Source organism: Pseudomonas sp. GW456-L12, assembly GCF_059424045.1.
This window is the reverse complement of record NZ_JBWKZA010000007.1, coordinates 259037-272058: the sequence shown is the minus strand read 5'-3', so window position 1 is coordinate 272058 and position 13022 is coordinate 259037. Positions and strand designations below refer to the sequence as shown.

Annotated in this window: 14 protein-coding genes; 2 read left to right on the top strand and 12 right to left on the bottom strand. The window is 63.2% G+C overall.

The features are described 5' to 3' along the window. Nucleotides 1-147: 147 nt before the first annotated feature. Together fliK and AC07Y9_RS12170 are read left to right on the top strand one after the other, a co-directional pair. Entirely contained in the window at nucleotides 148-1713 is a 1566-nt protein-coding gene (gene fliK / locus AC07Y9_RS12175; protein WP_102678462.1) for a flagellar hook-length control protein FliK, read from the top strand. Further along, nucleotides 1710-2039, top strand: a complete 330-nt coding sequence (locus AC07Y9_RS12170) for an EscU/YscU/HrcU family type III secretion system export apparatus switch protein (RefSeq protein WP_102678463.1) — start codon at nucleotides 1710-1712, stop codon at nucleotides 2037-2039. Before fliK ends, AC07Y9_RS12170 begins: the two co-directional genes overlap by 4 nt. 81 nt (nucleotides 2040-2120) lie before the next feature. Here the strand turns inward: AC07Y9_RS12170 and AC07Y9_RS12165 are convergent, their stop codons facing one another. The 12 genes from AC07Y9_RS12165 to fleN all read right to left on the bottom strand — a co-directional run bounded on the left by AC07Y9_RS12165 (nucleotide 2121) and on the right by fleN (nucleotide 12936). Then, nucleotides 2121-2513, bottom strand: a complete 393-nt coding sequence (locus AC07Y9_RS12165; RefSeq protein WP_102678464.1) for a DUF2802 domain-containing protein — start codon at nucleotides 2511-2513, stop codon at nucleotides 2121-2123. Further along, on the bottom strand, nucleotides 2514-2996 hold the full coding sequence (locus AC07Y9_RS12160; RefSeq protein ID WP_007922496.1) for a chemotaxis protein CheW: 483 nt from the start codon (nucleotides 2994-2996) through the stop codon (nucleotides 2514-2516). Nucleotides 2997-3074: 78 nt separating this feature from the next. Next, complete coding sequence (locus AC07Y9_RS12155) at nucleotides 3075-3971, bottom strand: CheW domain-containing protein (RefSeq protein WP_087088860.1); 897 nt, start codon at nucleotides 3969-3971, stop codon at nucleotides 3075-3077. An 84-nt stretch (nucleotides 3972-4055) separates the two neighbouring features. Further along, the gene (locus tag AC07Y9_RS12150) at nucleotides 4056-4844 is read right to left on the bottom strand and encodes a ParA family protein (RefSeq protein ID WP_007922498.1); all 789 of its coding nucleotides are present in this window, start codon (nucleotides 4842-4844) and stop codon (nucleotides 4056-4058) included. Between the two features lie 50 nt (nucleotides 4845-4894). Continuing rightward, the gene (gene motD, locus AC07Y9_RS12145; RefSeq protein ID WP_007922499.1) at nucleotides 4895-5779 is read right to left on the bottom strand and encodes a flagellar motor protein MotD; all 885 of its coding nucleotides are present in this window, start codon (nucleotides 5777-5779) and stop codon (nucleotides 4895-4897) included. A 15-nt stretch (nucleotides 5780-5794) separates the two neighbouring features. Beyond that, nucleotides 5795-6535, bottom strand: a complete 741-nt coding sequence (locus tag AC07Y9_RS12140) for a flagellar motor protein (RefSeq protein WP_007922500.1) — start codon at nucleotides 6533-6535, stop codon at nucleotides 5795-5797. Further along, the gene (locus AC07Y9_RS12135; protein ID WP_102678465.1) at nucleotides 6535-7665 is read right to left on the bottom strand and encodes a protein-glutamate methylesterase/protein-glutamine glutaminase; all 1131 of its coding nucleotides are present in this window, start codon (nucleotides 7663-7665) and stop codon (nucleotides 6535-6537) included. The genes AC07Y9_RS12140 and AC07Y9_RS12135 overlap by 1 nt, the downstream gene beginning before the upstream one ends. Nucleotides 7666-7714: 49 nt before the next feature. Further along, nucleotides 7715-10006 (bottom strand): chemotaxis protein CheA, encoded by a 2292-nt coding sequence (locus AC07Y9_RS12130; protein WP_102678466.1) that lies wholly within the window; start codon nucleotides 10004-10006, stop codon nucleotides 7715-7717. 12 nt (nucleotides 10007-10018) lie between these two features. Further along, a complete protein-coding gene (locus AC07Y9_RS12125) occupies nucleotides 10019-10807 on the bottom strand; it encodes a protein phosphatase CheZ (RefSeq protein ID WP_007922504.1) in 789 nt (262 codons plus the stop codon). Nucleotides 10808-10836: 29 nt separating this feature from the next. Further along, the gene (locus tag AC07Y9_RS12120) at nucleotides 10837-11208 is read right to left on the bottom strand and encodes a chemotaxis response regulator CheY (RefSeq protein WP_003183998.1); all 372 of its coding nucleotides are present in this window, start codon (nucleotides 11206-11208) and stop codon (nucleotides 10837-10839) included. 160 nt (nucleotides 11209-11368) lie between these two features. Further along, nucleotides 11369-12109 carry an RNA polymerase sigma factor FliA gene (fliA, locus tag AC07Y9_RS12115; protein WP_007922505.1) on the bottom strand — a complete coding sequence of 247 codons (741 nt, stop codon included), beginning with the start codon at nucleotides 12107-12109 and terminating at the stop codon, nucleotides 11369-11371. After that, nucleotides 12106-12936 (bottom strand): flagellar synthesis regulator FleN, encoded by an 831-nt coding sequence (gene fleN, locus AC07Y9_RS12110; RefSeq protein ID WP_007922506.1) that lies wholly within the window; start codon nucleotides 12934-12936, stop codon nucleotides 12106-12108. The genes fliA and fleN overlap by 4 nt, the downstream gene beginning before the upstream one ends. Nucleotides 12937-13022 lie beyond the last annotated feature (86 nt).

Sequence of the window (13022 nt, the reverse complement as noted above, 5' to 3'; positions counted from 1 at the left end):
GATGCAGAATAAACGCATCGGCGGCCTGTTCCAGAGAGCTGCGTCAAACTTTTGCGATGTTTTCGCCACGCTCCCCGAAGACGGGCGGCATTATACATGCGATGCCCTACTCTCAAGAGGGCTTATTTCTCCACAGGTTGTGTCCAGATGACAGGCGAAATCACCCTTCCTCCGCTGCCCCAACTGACGCCGGGAACCGTGCGCGCGCTGCCGATCAGCGGTGAGCTGCTCAAGTTGCTGCAGCCCCTGGAAGGCCTGATCGCCGCCGGCCAATCGGCCAAGGCCGAAGTGCTGTCGCTCAAGCAGGCGGACCAGACGTTCCAACTGTTGCTCAAGCTGACCCTCGACAGCGGCCGGCAGACCACCGTCCAGGCCACCAGCAACCAGCCGTTGCCCCTGGGCACCAGCCTGGCGGTGACCCAGCCCTCGGCCGGCAACCTGGCCATCACCGTGCAGCAGGCGATTGCCGCCAGCGTCGCCACCCTGACCCGTCTCGACACCGCACAGCTTCCCGTGGGCACCCTGCTGCAGGGCAAGGTGCTGACCACCCAGCTACAACCCCAGGCAGCCGGACAACCGGCGGTCTACCGCTCGCTGGTGAGCCTGCTTAATACCGCCCTGAGCGGCAGCACCCTGAGCATCGACAGCCCGCAACCCTTGCGCATCGGCAGCCTGCTGAGCGCCCTGGTGCAAGGCTCGCAGAGCTTGAGCTTCGTGCCGCTGAGCGGGCGCCAGGAGCAACTGGCGATCGCCCAGCAACTGGCCGCCCAGCAAAGCCGCCAGGCCTCGCTGACGGGCCTGATCAATGCGTTGCAGAACCTGCCGCCCTCCGACGACACCTCCAGCGAACTGCGCGCCACGGTGGACAAGCTGCTCGCCGGCCTGCCCGACCTGCAGCAACTGAGCAATCCCAAGGCGCTGGCCCTGGCCCTGGGTAACAGCGGCGCCTTCCTTGAGTCGCGGCTGCTGGCCGGCGACAATCCGGCCCTGGCGGCTGACCTGAAAGGCAACCTGCTGCGCCTGATCGCCCAGATGACGCCGGGCCTGCCGGCCAGCACCAGCTTCAACGCGATCATTGCCGCCAACACCCTGGCCCAGGTGCTGCCGAGCTTCGTGCGCAGCGCCCTGGGGACCCTCGGCCAGGTCAGCGCCAAGCCCGGTGGCTTCCCCCTGCCCTCGCGGCTGCTGCAAAGCCTCGAGGAGGAAGGCGACCTGGAACACCTGCTGCGCCTGGCCGCGGCCGCTGTTTCACGCCTGCAGAGCCACCAGTTGGCGAGCCTGGAACAGAGCGGCCTGACCGATGACGGGCGGCTGCTGACCACCTGGCAACTGGAGATCCCGATGCGCACGATGCAGGATGTCGTGCCCCTGCAGGTCAAGTTCCAGCGCGAAGACCCGGCGGAAAAACCGCCCGAGGAAAAACGCGAGGAACGCGAACCGAAACAGCAGCTGTGGCGCGTCGAACTGGCGTTCGACCTCGAACCCCTGGGCCCGCTGCAGGTGCAGGCGCAATTGCTCAAGGGCCGCCTGTCCAGCCAGCTCTGGGCGCAGCGGCCGTTTACCGCGAGCCTGATAGAAAGCCATCTGGGCAGCCTGCGTGAACGGCTGCTGGCGTCCGGCCTGGATGTGGGCGATCTGGACTGCCATCTCGGCACACCGCCGCAGGGCCCGAAAACCCGACTGGAACAACGCTGGGTCGATGAAACCGCATGAATAATCCCAACCCGCCACGCCAGGCCATCGCCCTCAAGTACGACGGCCAGCACGCCCCCACGCTGACCGCCAAGGGCGACGACGAACTGGCCGAAGCCATCCTGAAAATCGCCCGCGACTGTGAAGTGCCGATCTATGAGAACGCCGAGCTGGTGAAACTGCTGGCGCGCATGGAACTGGGCGACAGCATTCCCGAGGCGTTGTACCGGACCATTGCCGAAATCATCGCCTTCGCCTGGAACCTCAAGGGCAAGTTCCCGGCCGGGCATGAGCCGCAGGAAGCGGCGCTGGAGAAAGATGTGACGGAAAGCGGGGAGGATTACTGAAGAGCTACAAGCTACAAGCCGCAAGCCGCAAGCCGCAAGCTACAAGATTCCAGCTTGAAGCTTGCGGCTTGTAGCTTGCAGCTAGCTTCTATGTAACTTACTCATCAACTCGGCCTCGGCCTGGGTCAAGCCGCAGGACTGAGTCAGTTCGTCGACGCTGGCGCCCATGCCCACCAGGCGCGCGGCCTGGGCGAAGGACAGGCTCGACGGATCGCGCTGTTCCAGCTGGGCCAGCTTGTCCGGCAACGGGCCGACCACCGCGCGCAGCTCATGCAGGTCTTCGCCCATGCGCACCGTACCGTTCTGGTAATCGTCGACGCGCTTGGCCAGGTCCTTGATGCGCTGATCGCGCAGCGCATCGCCCTGGGCCTGCTGGGCGGCGATCTGCCGCTGAGCGCGGATATAGGCCAGGAACATCGCCAGTGTGCCTGCCCAAAAGAGGAACAGGGCAATAACCGCAACCTCGAGAATCAATCAGATACTCTCCAGTTCCGACCACTCTTCTTCGCTCATCATCTTGTCCAGCTCAACCAGAATCAGCAGCTCGCCGTTCTTGTTGCACACGCCCTGGATGAACTTGGCCGACTCTTCGTTACCGACGTTCGGCGCGGTCTCGACTTCCGACTGACGCAGGTAAACCACTTCCGCCACGCTGTCGACCATGATCCCGACCACTTGCTTGTCGGCTTCGATGATCACGATACGGGTGTTGTCATTGACCTCGGTGGGCACCAGGCCAAAACGCTGGCGGGTGTCGATCACGGTCACCACGTTGCCGCGCAGGTTGATGATGCCCAGCACGTAGCTCGGGGCACCCGGTACCGGTGCGATCTCGGTGTAGCGCAAGACTTCCTGCACGCGCATCACGTTGATGCCGTAGGACTCGTTATCCAGCTTGAAGGTTACCCATTGCAGGATCGGATCTTCGGAACTCTGTGCAGACGACGACTTATTCATACCCCTGACCCCTCAAAAAACCGTTGGAAACGGTGTGTGTTCTGTGTGGCCGCACCGTCGGCGCAGCCTGTTGTTGGTCTATATCGGCTTCGGTGCCGGTTTACTGATAGCCATGTGTTTCGCACCGCCGCTGGCGATCAGCTCGGCCAGCTCGGAAACGTCCAGCAGCGCGCACATATGCTCGATGACCGTGCCCGCCAGCCATGGCCGCTGGCCACGGTGGCTGCGCCATTTGATTTCGTTCGGGTCCAGGCGCAACGAGCGGCTGACCTGATGCACCGCCAGCCCCCACTCGTAGCCTTGGACCGAGATCACGTATTGCAGGCCCTGGCGGAAGTCGTCGCGGTAGCGGTCCGGCATCACCCAGCGCGCGGTATCCAGCACCTTCAGGTTGCCGGCCTGGCTCGGCAGGATCCCGAGGAACCACTCCGGCTGACCGAACAGCGGCGTCAGTTCATGCCCCGCCAGGGAGTAGATCGACCCCAGGCAGACCAGCGGCACCGCCAGGGTCAACCCGGCGACATCGAACAGCAGGCACTCGAAGGGTTCCGCCGCCCAGCTCGGCCGGTCGTCACCCGCCACCGGTGGCGGCGTGCTGCTGGGTGGCCGATGCACTTCGACCACCGGTTCGACCAGGCCCTGCAGCAAGGGCGCAACGGTCGACAAGGTGGCCGGCAATGGCGCGGGCGCCTCCAGCACGGGAGCGACCACCGCTTCCTCGACCCGCACTACCGGAGCGACAACCGCAGCCGGCGCACGCTGGACCTGGGCATCGCGAGCCTGTTCTTCGAGCACCGCGGCCTGGAACTCATCCAGGACCTCGCTCGACACCACCACTTCTGCAACGGCTGCCTGAACCTGCGGCAGCGCCTCGGGAACCGCGAATTCTTCTTCGGTGGCGTCCTGCAGCAACGCGTCCAGGTAGGACTGCAGCGCCAACTGCGGCCGGGACGTGACGTCGACAGGACGGTTCATAAGGATGCCCACGGATAAAGCCCAGCACAGTGACCTGTAGGGTTTATCGGCCAGACCGGCAGCAGACTTGAATGCTCCGCCACGTCAGGCCACCTGCGGGACAAGTTGCTGGGCCAGCAGGTGCTTGAGCAAGGCGCGATAGGCCAGTACGCCGCGGCTCTTGCCGTCGAATTGCGAAGGCGTCAACCCGGCCCGGCTGGCATCGCGCAGGCGCGTGTCGACCGGGATATAGCCCTGCCAGATCTCATCCGGGAACTTGTCGCGCAGCACCCGCAAGGTGCCCAGGGACGCCTGGGTGCGGCGGTCGAACAGGGTCGGCACGATGCTGAACGGCAGCGCCTGTTTGCGCGAGCGGTTGATCATCGCCAAGGTATTGACCATGCGCTCCAGGCCCTTGACCGCCAAGTGCTCGGTCTGCACCGGGATCACCAGTTGCTGGCTCGCCGCCAAGGCATTGACCATCAGCACGCCGAGCAACGGCGGGCTGTCGATCACCGCATAGTCGAAATCCTGCCACAGCTGCGCCAGGCTCTTGGCGATCACCAGGCCCAGGCCGCTCTGCCCCGGCGACTGGCGCTCCAGGGTAGCCAGCGCGGTACTCGAGGGCAGCAGGGAAATACGTTCGTCGCTGGTCGACAGCAGCAACTGCCCGGGCAAGCCCTCGGGGACGCTGCCCTTGTGCAGGAACAGGTCGTAGTTACTGTGTTCCAGGCTGTCGGGGTCATAGCCGAAGTAGCTGGTCATGGAGCCGTGGGGGTCGAGATCGACCACGACCACGCGCTTGCCCGCCTCGGCCAGCAACCCGGCTAAAGCGATGGAACTGGTGGTCTTACCGACGCCACCCTTTTGATTGGCAACTGCCCAGACTCTCATTCAGATTGTTCCTCCCGGCAGGCACGGGCCCACCGAGAAATAGCACCCAGTTATAAAGCCGGTGACGGAGAATTGACGGCACTCTCGCGTCCCGGCGTCTTGACTGACGTAGGTGCAGTTTGTGTGCCAGCCCGCTTCAATGCCGCATCCGGTGTCGCATGGGCGGTGCCGGTGCCCGTCAGGCTGCGGCGTACGTCGAGATTGCGCGACACCACCAGCACCACCCGACGATTGCGGGCACGGCCATCGGCCGTCGCGTTATTGGCTACCGGCTGGAACTCGCCGTAGCCCACCGAAGCCAGGCGCTGCGGATTGACCCCCTGCATCGCCAGCATCCGCACGATGCTCGCCGAGCGGGCCGACGACAGCTCCCAGTTGGTCGGGTACTGCGCGGTCTGGATCGGCTGGTTGTCGGTAAAGCCCTCGACGTGAATCGGGTTGTCGAAGGGTTTGAGGATCGCCGCCACCTTGTCGATGATGTTGAACGCCAGGTCGCTGGGCATGGCATCGCCGCTGCCGAACAACAGGCTGGAGTTGAGCTCGATCTCGACCCACAACTCGTTGCCGCGCACGGTCATCTGGTTGGAACTGATCAGGTCGCCAAAAGCCGCGCTGATATCGTCGGCGATGCTTTTCAGCGGATCGCTGGCACCGGCGATACCGGCGTCGGTCTGCTCGCTGTCCTTGACCAGCGGTTTGGCCGGGGTCACGGTCTGGGGCCGCTCCTCACCGATGGGAATCGGCTTGAGGGCGCGGTCCGAATCGGTGAACACGCCGATCAGTGCTTCGGAAATGACCTTGTACTTGCCCTCGTTGATCGAGGAGATCGAGTACATGACCACGAAAAAGGCGAACAGCAAGGTGATGAAGTCCGCGTAGGACACTAGCCAACGCTCGTGGTTGACGTGTTCTTCATGCCGGCGACGACGGGACATAGTCCATTACCCCCATCAATCCATGAAGCCTTGCAGCTTCAACTCAATGGAACGAGGGTTTTCACCTTCGGCAATCGACAGGATTCCTTCAAGCAACATTTCGCGATAACGCGACTGGCGCAAGGCTATGGACTTAAGCTTGGCGGCGATCGGCAGCAACACCAGGTTGGCGCTGGCCACGCCGTAGATGGTCGCGACGAAGGCCACGGCGATACCGCTGCCCAGCTGCGAAGGGTCGGCCAGGTTGCCCATCACATGGATCAGGCCCATGACCGCACCGATAATACCGATGGTCGGCGCGTAGCCGCCCATGCTTTCAAAGACCTTGGCCGCTTCGATGTCGCGGCTTTCCTGGGTGTAGAAATCCACTTCCAGGATACTGCGGATGGATTCCGGCTCGGCACCGTCCACCAGCAGTTGCAGGCCCTTGCGCGAATAGGTGTCGGGCTCGGCATCGGCCACGCCTTCCAGGCCCAGCAGGCCTTCCTTGCGGGCGGTCAGGCTCCAGTTGACGACACGGTCGATGCCCCCGGGCAGGTCGACTCGCGGCGGAAACAGGATCCAGCCGAGGATCTGCATGGCACGCTTGAAGGCGCTCAGCGGCGATTGCAGCAACGCCGCACCGATGGTCCCACCCAGCACGATCAGCGCCGCCGGACCATTGGCCAGGGCCGACAGATGACCGCCTTCCAGGTAGTTGCCACCGATGATGGCGACGAACGCCATGATGATCCCGATGAGGCTTAGAACATCCATCAGAGACAGGCCTCGACCAGATGCTTGCCGATGTCGTCCAGGCCGTACACCGCATCCGCCAGCTCCGCCTTGACGATCGCCATCGGCATCCCGTAGATCACACAGCTCGCCTCATCCTGGGCCCAGACTGCGCTACCGCCCTGCTTGAGCAGGCGCGCGCCTTCGCGACCGTCGGCGCCCATGCCGGTGAGGACCACCGCCAGAACTTTGTCGCCGTAGGACTTGGCCGCCGAACCGAAGGTGATGTCCACGCACGGCTTGTAGTTCAGGCGCTCGTCGCCCGGGAGGATTTTCACCGCGCCACGGCCGTCGACCATCATCTGCTTGCCGCCCGGTGCCAGCAGCGCCAGGCCCGGACGCAGGATGTCGCCGTCCTCGGCTTCCTTGACGCTGATCCGGCAAAGCTTGTCCAGGCGCTCGGCGAACGCCTTGGTGAAGGCCGCCGGCATGTGCTGGATCAGCACGATCGGCGCCGGGAAGTTGGCCGGCAACTGGGTCAGCACCCGCTGCAGCGCCACCGGACCACCGGTGGAGGTACCGATGGCCACCAGTTTGTAGGCCTTGCGCTTGGGCGCCGGCGACGACGCGCCAGCGGACGGCGTACGGGCGGGAATCGGCGTTGCAGCCGGGCGCGCCGGGGCCGTGCCGCCGAAACTGCTGGTGCTCGTTGGCGCAGGCTTCGGTGCCGCCGCCGGTTGTGGCGCCGGCCCACTGTAGCTGCTGAAACGACGGTTACTGCGCGAGATGCTATGGACCTTCTCGCACAGCAGTTGCTTGACCTTCTCGGGATTGCGCGAGATGTCTTCGAAGTTCTTCGGCAGGAAATCCACCGCGCCGGCATCCAGCGCATCCAGGGTTACCCGGGCGCCTTCATGGGTCAGCGAGGAGAACATCAATACCGGCGTCGGGCAGCGCTGCATGATGTGCCGCACGGCCGTGATGCCATCCATCATCGGCATCTCGTAGTCCATGGTGATCACGTCCGGCTTGAGCGCCAGCGCCTGATCGATCGCCTCTTTGCCGTTGGTCGCGGTACCGACGACCTGGATATTGATATCCGCTGAAAGAATTTCCGAGACGCGGCGGCGGAAAAAACCCGAATCATCCACCACCAGGACCTTGACTGCCATAAACACTCCGTTAGGTGGGGCAAGGCAAATGGCCCCGCCCCTCCGGTATTCAAATACGCCGTGCGGCGTAACGCTTGAGCATGCTCGGAACATCGAGAATCAGTGCAATGCGGCCGTCACCGGTAATGGTGGCGCCCGACATGCCTGGAGTCCCCTGGAGCATCTTGCCCAATGGCTTGATGACGACTTCTTCCTGGCCGACCAGTTGATCGACGACGAAGCCGATCCGCTGGGTGCCGACCGAAAGGATCACCACGTGGCCTTCGCGCTGCTCTTCGTGAGCGGCGGAACTGACCAGCCAGCGCTTGAGGTAGAACAGTGGCAGCGCCTTGTCGCGGACGATCACCACCTCCTGGCCGTCGACCACGTTGGTGCGCGACAGGTCCAGGTGGAAGATTTCGTTGACGTTGACCAGCGGGAAGGCGAACGCCTGGTTGCCCAGCATCACCATCAGGGTCGGCATGATCGCCAGGGTCAGCGGCACCTTGATGACGATCTTCGAACCCTGGCCCTTGGTCGAGTAGATGTTGATCGAACCGTTGAGCTGGGAAATCTTGGTCTTCACCACGTCCATGCCCACGCCGCGGCCGGACACGTCGGAGATCTCGGTCTTGGTCGAGAAGCCCGGGGCGAAGATCAGGTTGTAGCACTCGGTGTCGCTCAGGCGATCGGCGGCATCCTTGTCCATCACCCCACGCTTGACCGCAATCGCGCGCAGGACGTTCGGGTCCATGCCTTTGCCGTCGTCGGAGATCGACAGCAGGATATGGTCGCCTTCCTGCTCGGCCGCCAGCACCACCTTGCCGCCACGGGACTTGCCCGCTTCCTCGCGCTCTTCCGGCGACTCGATACCGTGGTCGACGGCGTTGCGCACCAAGTGCACCAGCGGGTCGGCCAGGGCCTCGACGAGGTTCTTGTCGAGGTCGGTCTCTTCGCCGACCAGCTCCAGGTTGATCTCTTTCTTGAGCTGGCGGGCCAGGTCGCGAACCAGGCGCGGGAAGCGCCCGAAGACCTTCTTGATCGGCTGCATCCGGGTCTTCATCACCGCGGTCTGCAAATCGGCCGTGACCACGTCGAGGTTCGACACGGCCTTGGACATGGCTTCGTCGCCGCTGTTGAGCCCCAGGCGCACCAGGCGGTTACGCACCAGCACCAGCTCGCCGACCATGTTCATGATTTCGTCCAGCCGCGCGGTATCGACCCGCACGGTGGTTTCGGCTTCGCTGACCGGTTTTTCCGCCGGGGCGGCAGCCGGAGCACGAGCAGGCGCCGGAGCAGCGGCTGGAGCCGGTTTTGGCGTTTCGGCCTTGGCTTCGGGCTTCTTCACCGCTGGCTTGGCGACGGCGGCAGGCGCCGGAGCCGTGGCGGCCGTTGCGCTACCCACGGTCGCCGCGGCTGCGGGCACTTCAGAGAACTTACCCTTGCCATGCAGCTCGTCGAGCAGGGATTCGAATTCCTGGTCGGTGATCAGGTCGCCACCGGCGGCGGCCGCGCTTGGCGCAGCCGGCGGTACCGCCGCTGCTACCGCGGAGTCCAGCGCATCGACCGCAAAGTTGCCTTTGCCATGCAGCTGATCCAGCAGGGCTTCGAACTCGTCATCGGTGATTTCGTCGCTGGCCGCGGCTTTTTCCGCAGCCGGCGCCGTGGCCGAAGGGGCCACCGCATCCGGTGCGAACTGGCCCTTGCCATGCAATTGATCGAGCAGCGACTCGAACTCGGCGTCAGTGATTTCGTCGCTGGCCGCTTCGCTGCCGGCGGTGGGCGCCGCGGGAGCAACAGCAGCCGGGGCTTCGGCCTCGGCCTTGGCGGCATTGAGCGAATCGAGCAGCTGCTCGAACTCGCTGTCGGTGATATCGCCGGACTCGCTTTCGGTCGGTTCGGCGACCGGCTCGGCAACGGCTTCAACAACTGCCTCAGCGTCGGCCACCGGCGCGGCGACCTCCTTGGCCCCCGCAGGCTCGGCCAGGCGGGCCAGGGCAGCCAGCAGCTCCGGAGTGGCGGCGGTGATCTCGGTACGCTCGCGCACCTGGCCGAACATGCTGTTCACCGCGTCCAGCGCTTCGAGCACTACGTCCATCAGTTCCGCGTCGACGCGACGCTCACCCTTGCGCAGGATGTCGAACACGTTCTCGGCGATGTGGCAGCACTCCACCAGCTCGTTGAGCTGGAGGAAGCCGGCGCCCCCTTTTACAGTGTGAAAACCGCGAAAAATTGCGTTGAGCAGATCCGCATCGTCCGGCCGGCTTTCCAGCTCGACCAGTTGTTCGGACAGTTGCTCTAGAATCTCGCCGGCCTCAACCAGAAAATCCTGAAGGATTTCTTCATCGGCGCCGAAGCTCATGTATGGGTGCTCCTAGAATCCAAGGCTGGAAAGCAAATCGTCGACATCGTCCTGACCGGATACAACGTCTTCACGTTTATCGGCATGAATCTGCGGACCTTCACCCTTGGCCAGATGTTTTTGCGGATCTTTTTCAGCGAGGATCGATTCACGGTCATGTTCGATGCCGGCAAAACGATCGACCTGGCTGGCCATCAGGACCAGTTTGAGCAGGTTGCTCTCGACTTCGGTGACCAACTGGGTCACGCGCTTGATCACCTGACCGGTCAGGTCCTGGTAGTCCTGCGCCAGCAGAATGTCGTTGAGGTTGCTCGATACCGCGCGCGTGTCTTGCTCGCTGCGGGTCAGGAAACCGTCCACCCGGCGGGCCAGGTCGCGGAATTCCTCGGCGCCCAGTTCGCGGCGCATGAAACGCCCCCAATCGGCGCTCAGGGCCTGGGCTTCGCTGCTCAGGCCATTGACCAGCGGGGTGGCGCTCTCGACCAGATCCATGGTGCGGTTGGCCGCGGCCTCGGTCAGCCTGACCACATAGGACAGGCGCTCGGTGGCATCCGTGATCTGTGAAACTTCCTCGGCTTGCGGCATATGCGGGTCAATCTGGAAATTGACGATGGCGCTATGCAGCTCGCGGGTGAGCTTGCCGACCTCCTGGTACAGGCCGCGGTCACGGGTCTGGTTGAGCTCATGGATCAGTTGCACGGCTTCGCCGAACTTGCCTTTTTCAAGGCTGTCGACCAGTTCGAGTGCGTGTTTTTTCAGGGTCGATTCGAAATCGCCCAATGAAGATTCGTTGTGCTCCATAGCTCCCCCGTGGCGGAATGATTCCACTCTCAACCGATGCGTTCGAAGATCTTCTCGATCTTCTCTTTCAACGCCTGGGCCGTGAAGGGCTTGACCACATAACCGTTTACGCCGGCCTGGGCAGCTTCGATGATCTGTTCGCGCTTGGCTTCAGCGGTCACCATGAGTACCGGCAGGTGCTTGAGTTTTTCATCGGCGCGCACATGGCGCAGCAGATCGATACCGGTCATGCCGGGCATGTTCCAGTCCGTTACCAGAAAGTCGATGCTCCCACTGTTGAGGACCGGAATGGCGGTGGTGCCATCGTCAGCCTCGACCGTGTTGGTGAAGCCCAGGTCACGCAACAGGTTTTTTATGATCCGCCGCATCGTTGAGAAGTCATCAACGATGAGGATTTTCATGTTCTTGTCCAATTCGACCTCCAAGCAGTCTTAAACGCGTCCAGCACCTGAACGCGCCATTCAATCAATCAGGCAGAGCACTCAACGACTGCATGGAATACACACCGCAAGTCCGGCCACGTCGTGCCAGTCTCGTCCGCAGTGTCCCCCACACTGCCTGTCAGCGCGCTCGCCACTCTCCCAAACGCCCCCGCAAACGGGCCGCGCACTGGCTGTGTAACTGGCTGACCCGCGATTCGCTGACCCCCAGGACCTCACCGATTTCCTTGAGGTTCAGCTCTTCGTCGTAGTACAGCGCCAAGACCAGTCGCTCACGCTCCGGCAAATTGGCAATCGCGTCCGCCAGCGCGGCCTGGAAACGTTCGTCCTCCAGGTCGCGCGACGGCTCGAGATGAGCACTCGCGCCATCCTCATGCAGCCCTTCATGCTCGCCGTCCTGCAACAGGTCGTCGAAGCTGAACAGGCGACTGCCCAAGGTGTCGTTCAAAATCCCGTAATAATCGTCGAGACTCAATTGAAGTTCGGCCGCAACTTCATGATCTTTAGCGTCACGACCGGTTTTAGCTTCAATTGCGCGAATGGCATCGCTCACCATCCGGGTATTGCGATGTACCGAACGCGGCGCCCAGTCACCTTTACGGACCTCATCGAGCATCGCACCACGGATACGGATACCCGCGTAGGTCTCGAAACTCGCGCCCTTGCTCGCGTCGTACTTGGTCGACACTTCGAGCAGACCGATCATCCCGGCCTGGATCAGGTCTTCGACCTGGACACTGGCCGGCAGGCGCGCCAGCAAGTGATAGGCAATACGCTTGACCAGAGGCGCATAGCGCTCGATCAATTCGTACTGGCTGTCACGTGCCGACTTTTTGTAAAGGTTGTAGCCGCTGGCGCTCATAGCACCGGTCCCGCTGTTTGATGCACGAGCCGCTCGACGAAAAATTCCAGATGTCCACGTGGGTTGGCCGGCAACGGCCAGGTATCGACCTTCTGCGCGATGGCCTTGAATGCCAGCGCGCATTTCGAACGCGGAAACGCCTCATAGACCGCACGCTGCTTTTGCACGGCCTTGCGCACGCATTCGTCGTAAGGCACGGCGCCGACATATTGTAGGGCCACGTCCAGGAAGCGATCCGTGACCTTGGTCAACTTGGCGAACAGATTGCGCCCTTCCTGTGGGCTCTGCGCCATGTTGGCGAGCACGCGGAAGCGGTTCATGCCGTAGTCGCGGTTGAGCAGCTTGATCAGCGCGTAGGCGTCGGTGATCGAGGTCGGCTCGTCGCAGACCACCAGCAACACTTCCTGGGCCGCGCGGACGAAGCTGACCACCGAGTCGCCGATGCCGGCGGCGGTGTCGATCACCAGCACATCGAGGTTGTCGCCGATGTCGCTGAAAGCCTGGATCAGGCCGGCATGCTGCGCCGGGCTCAGATGAACCATGCTCTGGGTGCCGGACGCCGCCGGCACGATACGGATTCCACCCGGCCCCTGCAGCAGCACATCGCGCAGCTCGCAGCGGCCTTCGATCACGTCGGCGAGGGTCCGTTTGGGGGTCAGCCCCAATAGCACGTCGACGTTGGCCAGGCCCAGGTCGGCGTCCAGCAGCATGACGCGCCGGCCGAGCTCCGCTAGGGCCAGGGACAAGTTCACTGACACGTTAGTCTTGCCGACGCCACCTTTGCCGCCGGTCACCGCGATCACCTGTACGGGATGCATGCTGCCCATGTTCGTTCTTTACCTTGTCTTACTTAGACGGGGCCACATAACTGGCTGCGCGTTCACCAACGGAACAATGCCTGGCAGACCATCGA

Excerpts from the sequence above, each read along its gene's own strand:
- AC07Y9_RS12160 (WP_007922496.1), bottom strand. The coding sequence starts at position 2,996 with ATGAATAAGTCGTCGTCTGCACAGAGTTCCGAAGATCCGATCCTGCAA.
- AC07Y9_RS12125 (WP_007922504.1), bottom strand. The coding sequence starts at position 10,807 with ATGGAGCACAACGAATCTTCATTGGGCGATTTCGAATCGACCCTGAAA.
- fliA (WP_007922505.1), bottom strand. The coding sequence starts at position 12,109 with ATGAGCGCCAGCGGCTACAACCTTTACAAAAAGTCGGCACGTGACAGC.
- AC07Y9_RS12140 (WP_007922500.1), bottom strand. The coding sequence starts at position 6,535 with ATGGATGTTCTAAGCCTCATCGGGATCATCATGGCGTTCGTCGCCATC.
- AC07Y9_RS12120 (WP_003183998.1), bottom strand. The coding sequence starts at position 11,208 with ATGAAAATCCTCATCGTTGATGACTTCTCAACGATGCGGCGGATCATA.
- motD (WP_007922499.1), bottom strand. The coding sequence starts at position 5,779 with ATGTCCCGTCGTCGCCGGCATGAAGAACACGTCAACCACGAGCGTTGG.
- AC07Y9_RS12135 (WP_102678465.1), bottom strand. The coding sequence starts at position 7,665 with ATGGCAGTCAAGGTCCTGGTGGTGGATGATTCGGGTTTTTTCCGCCGC.
- fliK (WP_102678462.1), top strand. The coding sequence starts at position 148 with ATGACAGGCGAAATCACCCTTCCTCCGCTGCCCCAACTGACGCCGGGA.
- AC07Y9_RS12170 (WP_102678463.1), top strand. The coding sequence starts at position 1,710 with ATGAATAATCCCAACCCGCCACGCCAGGCCATCGCCCTCAAGTACGAC.
- AC07Y9_RS12150 (WP_007922498.1), bottom strand. The coding sequence starts at position 4,844 with ATGAGAGTCTGGGCAGTTGCCAATCAAAAGGGTGGCGTCGGTAAGACC.
- AC07Y9_RS12130 (WP_102678466.1), bottom strand. The coding sequence starts at position 10,006 with ATGAGCTTCGGCGCCGATGAAGAAATCCTTCAGGATTTTCTGGTTGAG.
- fleN (WP_007922506.1), bottom strand. The coding sequence starts at position 12,936 with ATGGGCAGCATGCATCCCGTACAGGTGATCGCGGTGACCGGCGGCAAA.
- AC07Y9_RS12155 (WP_087088860.1), bottom strand. The coding sequence starts at position 3,971 with ATGAACCGTCCTGTCGACGTCACGTCCCGGCCGCAGTTGGCGCTGCAG.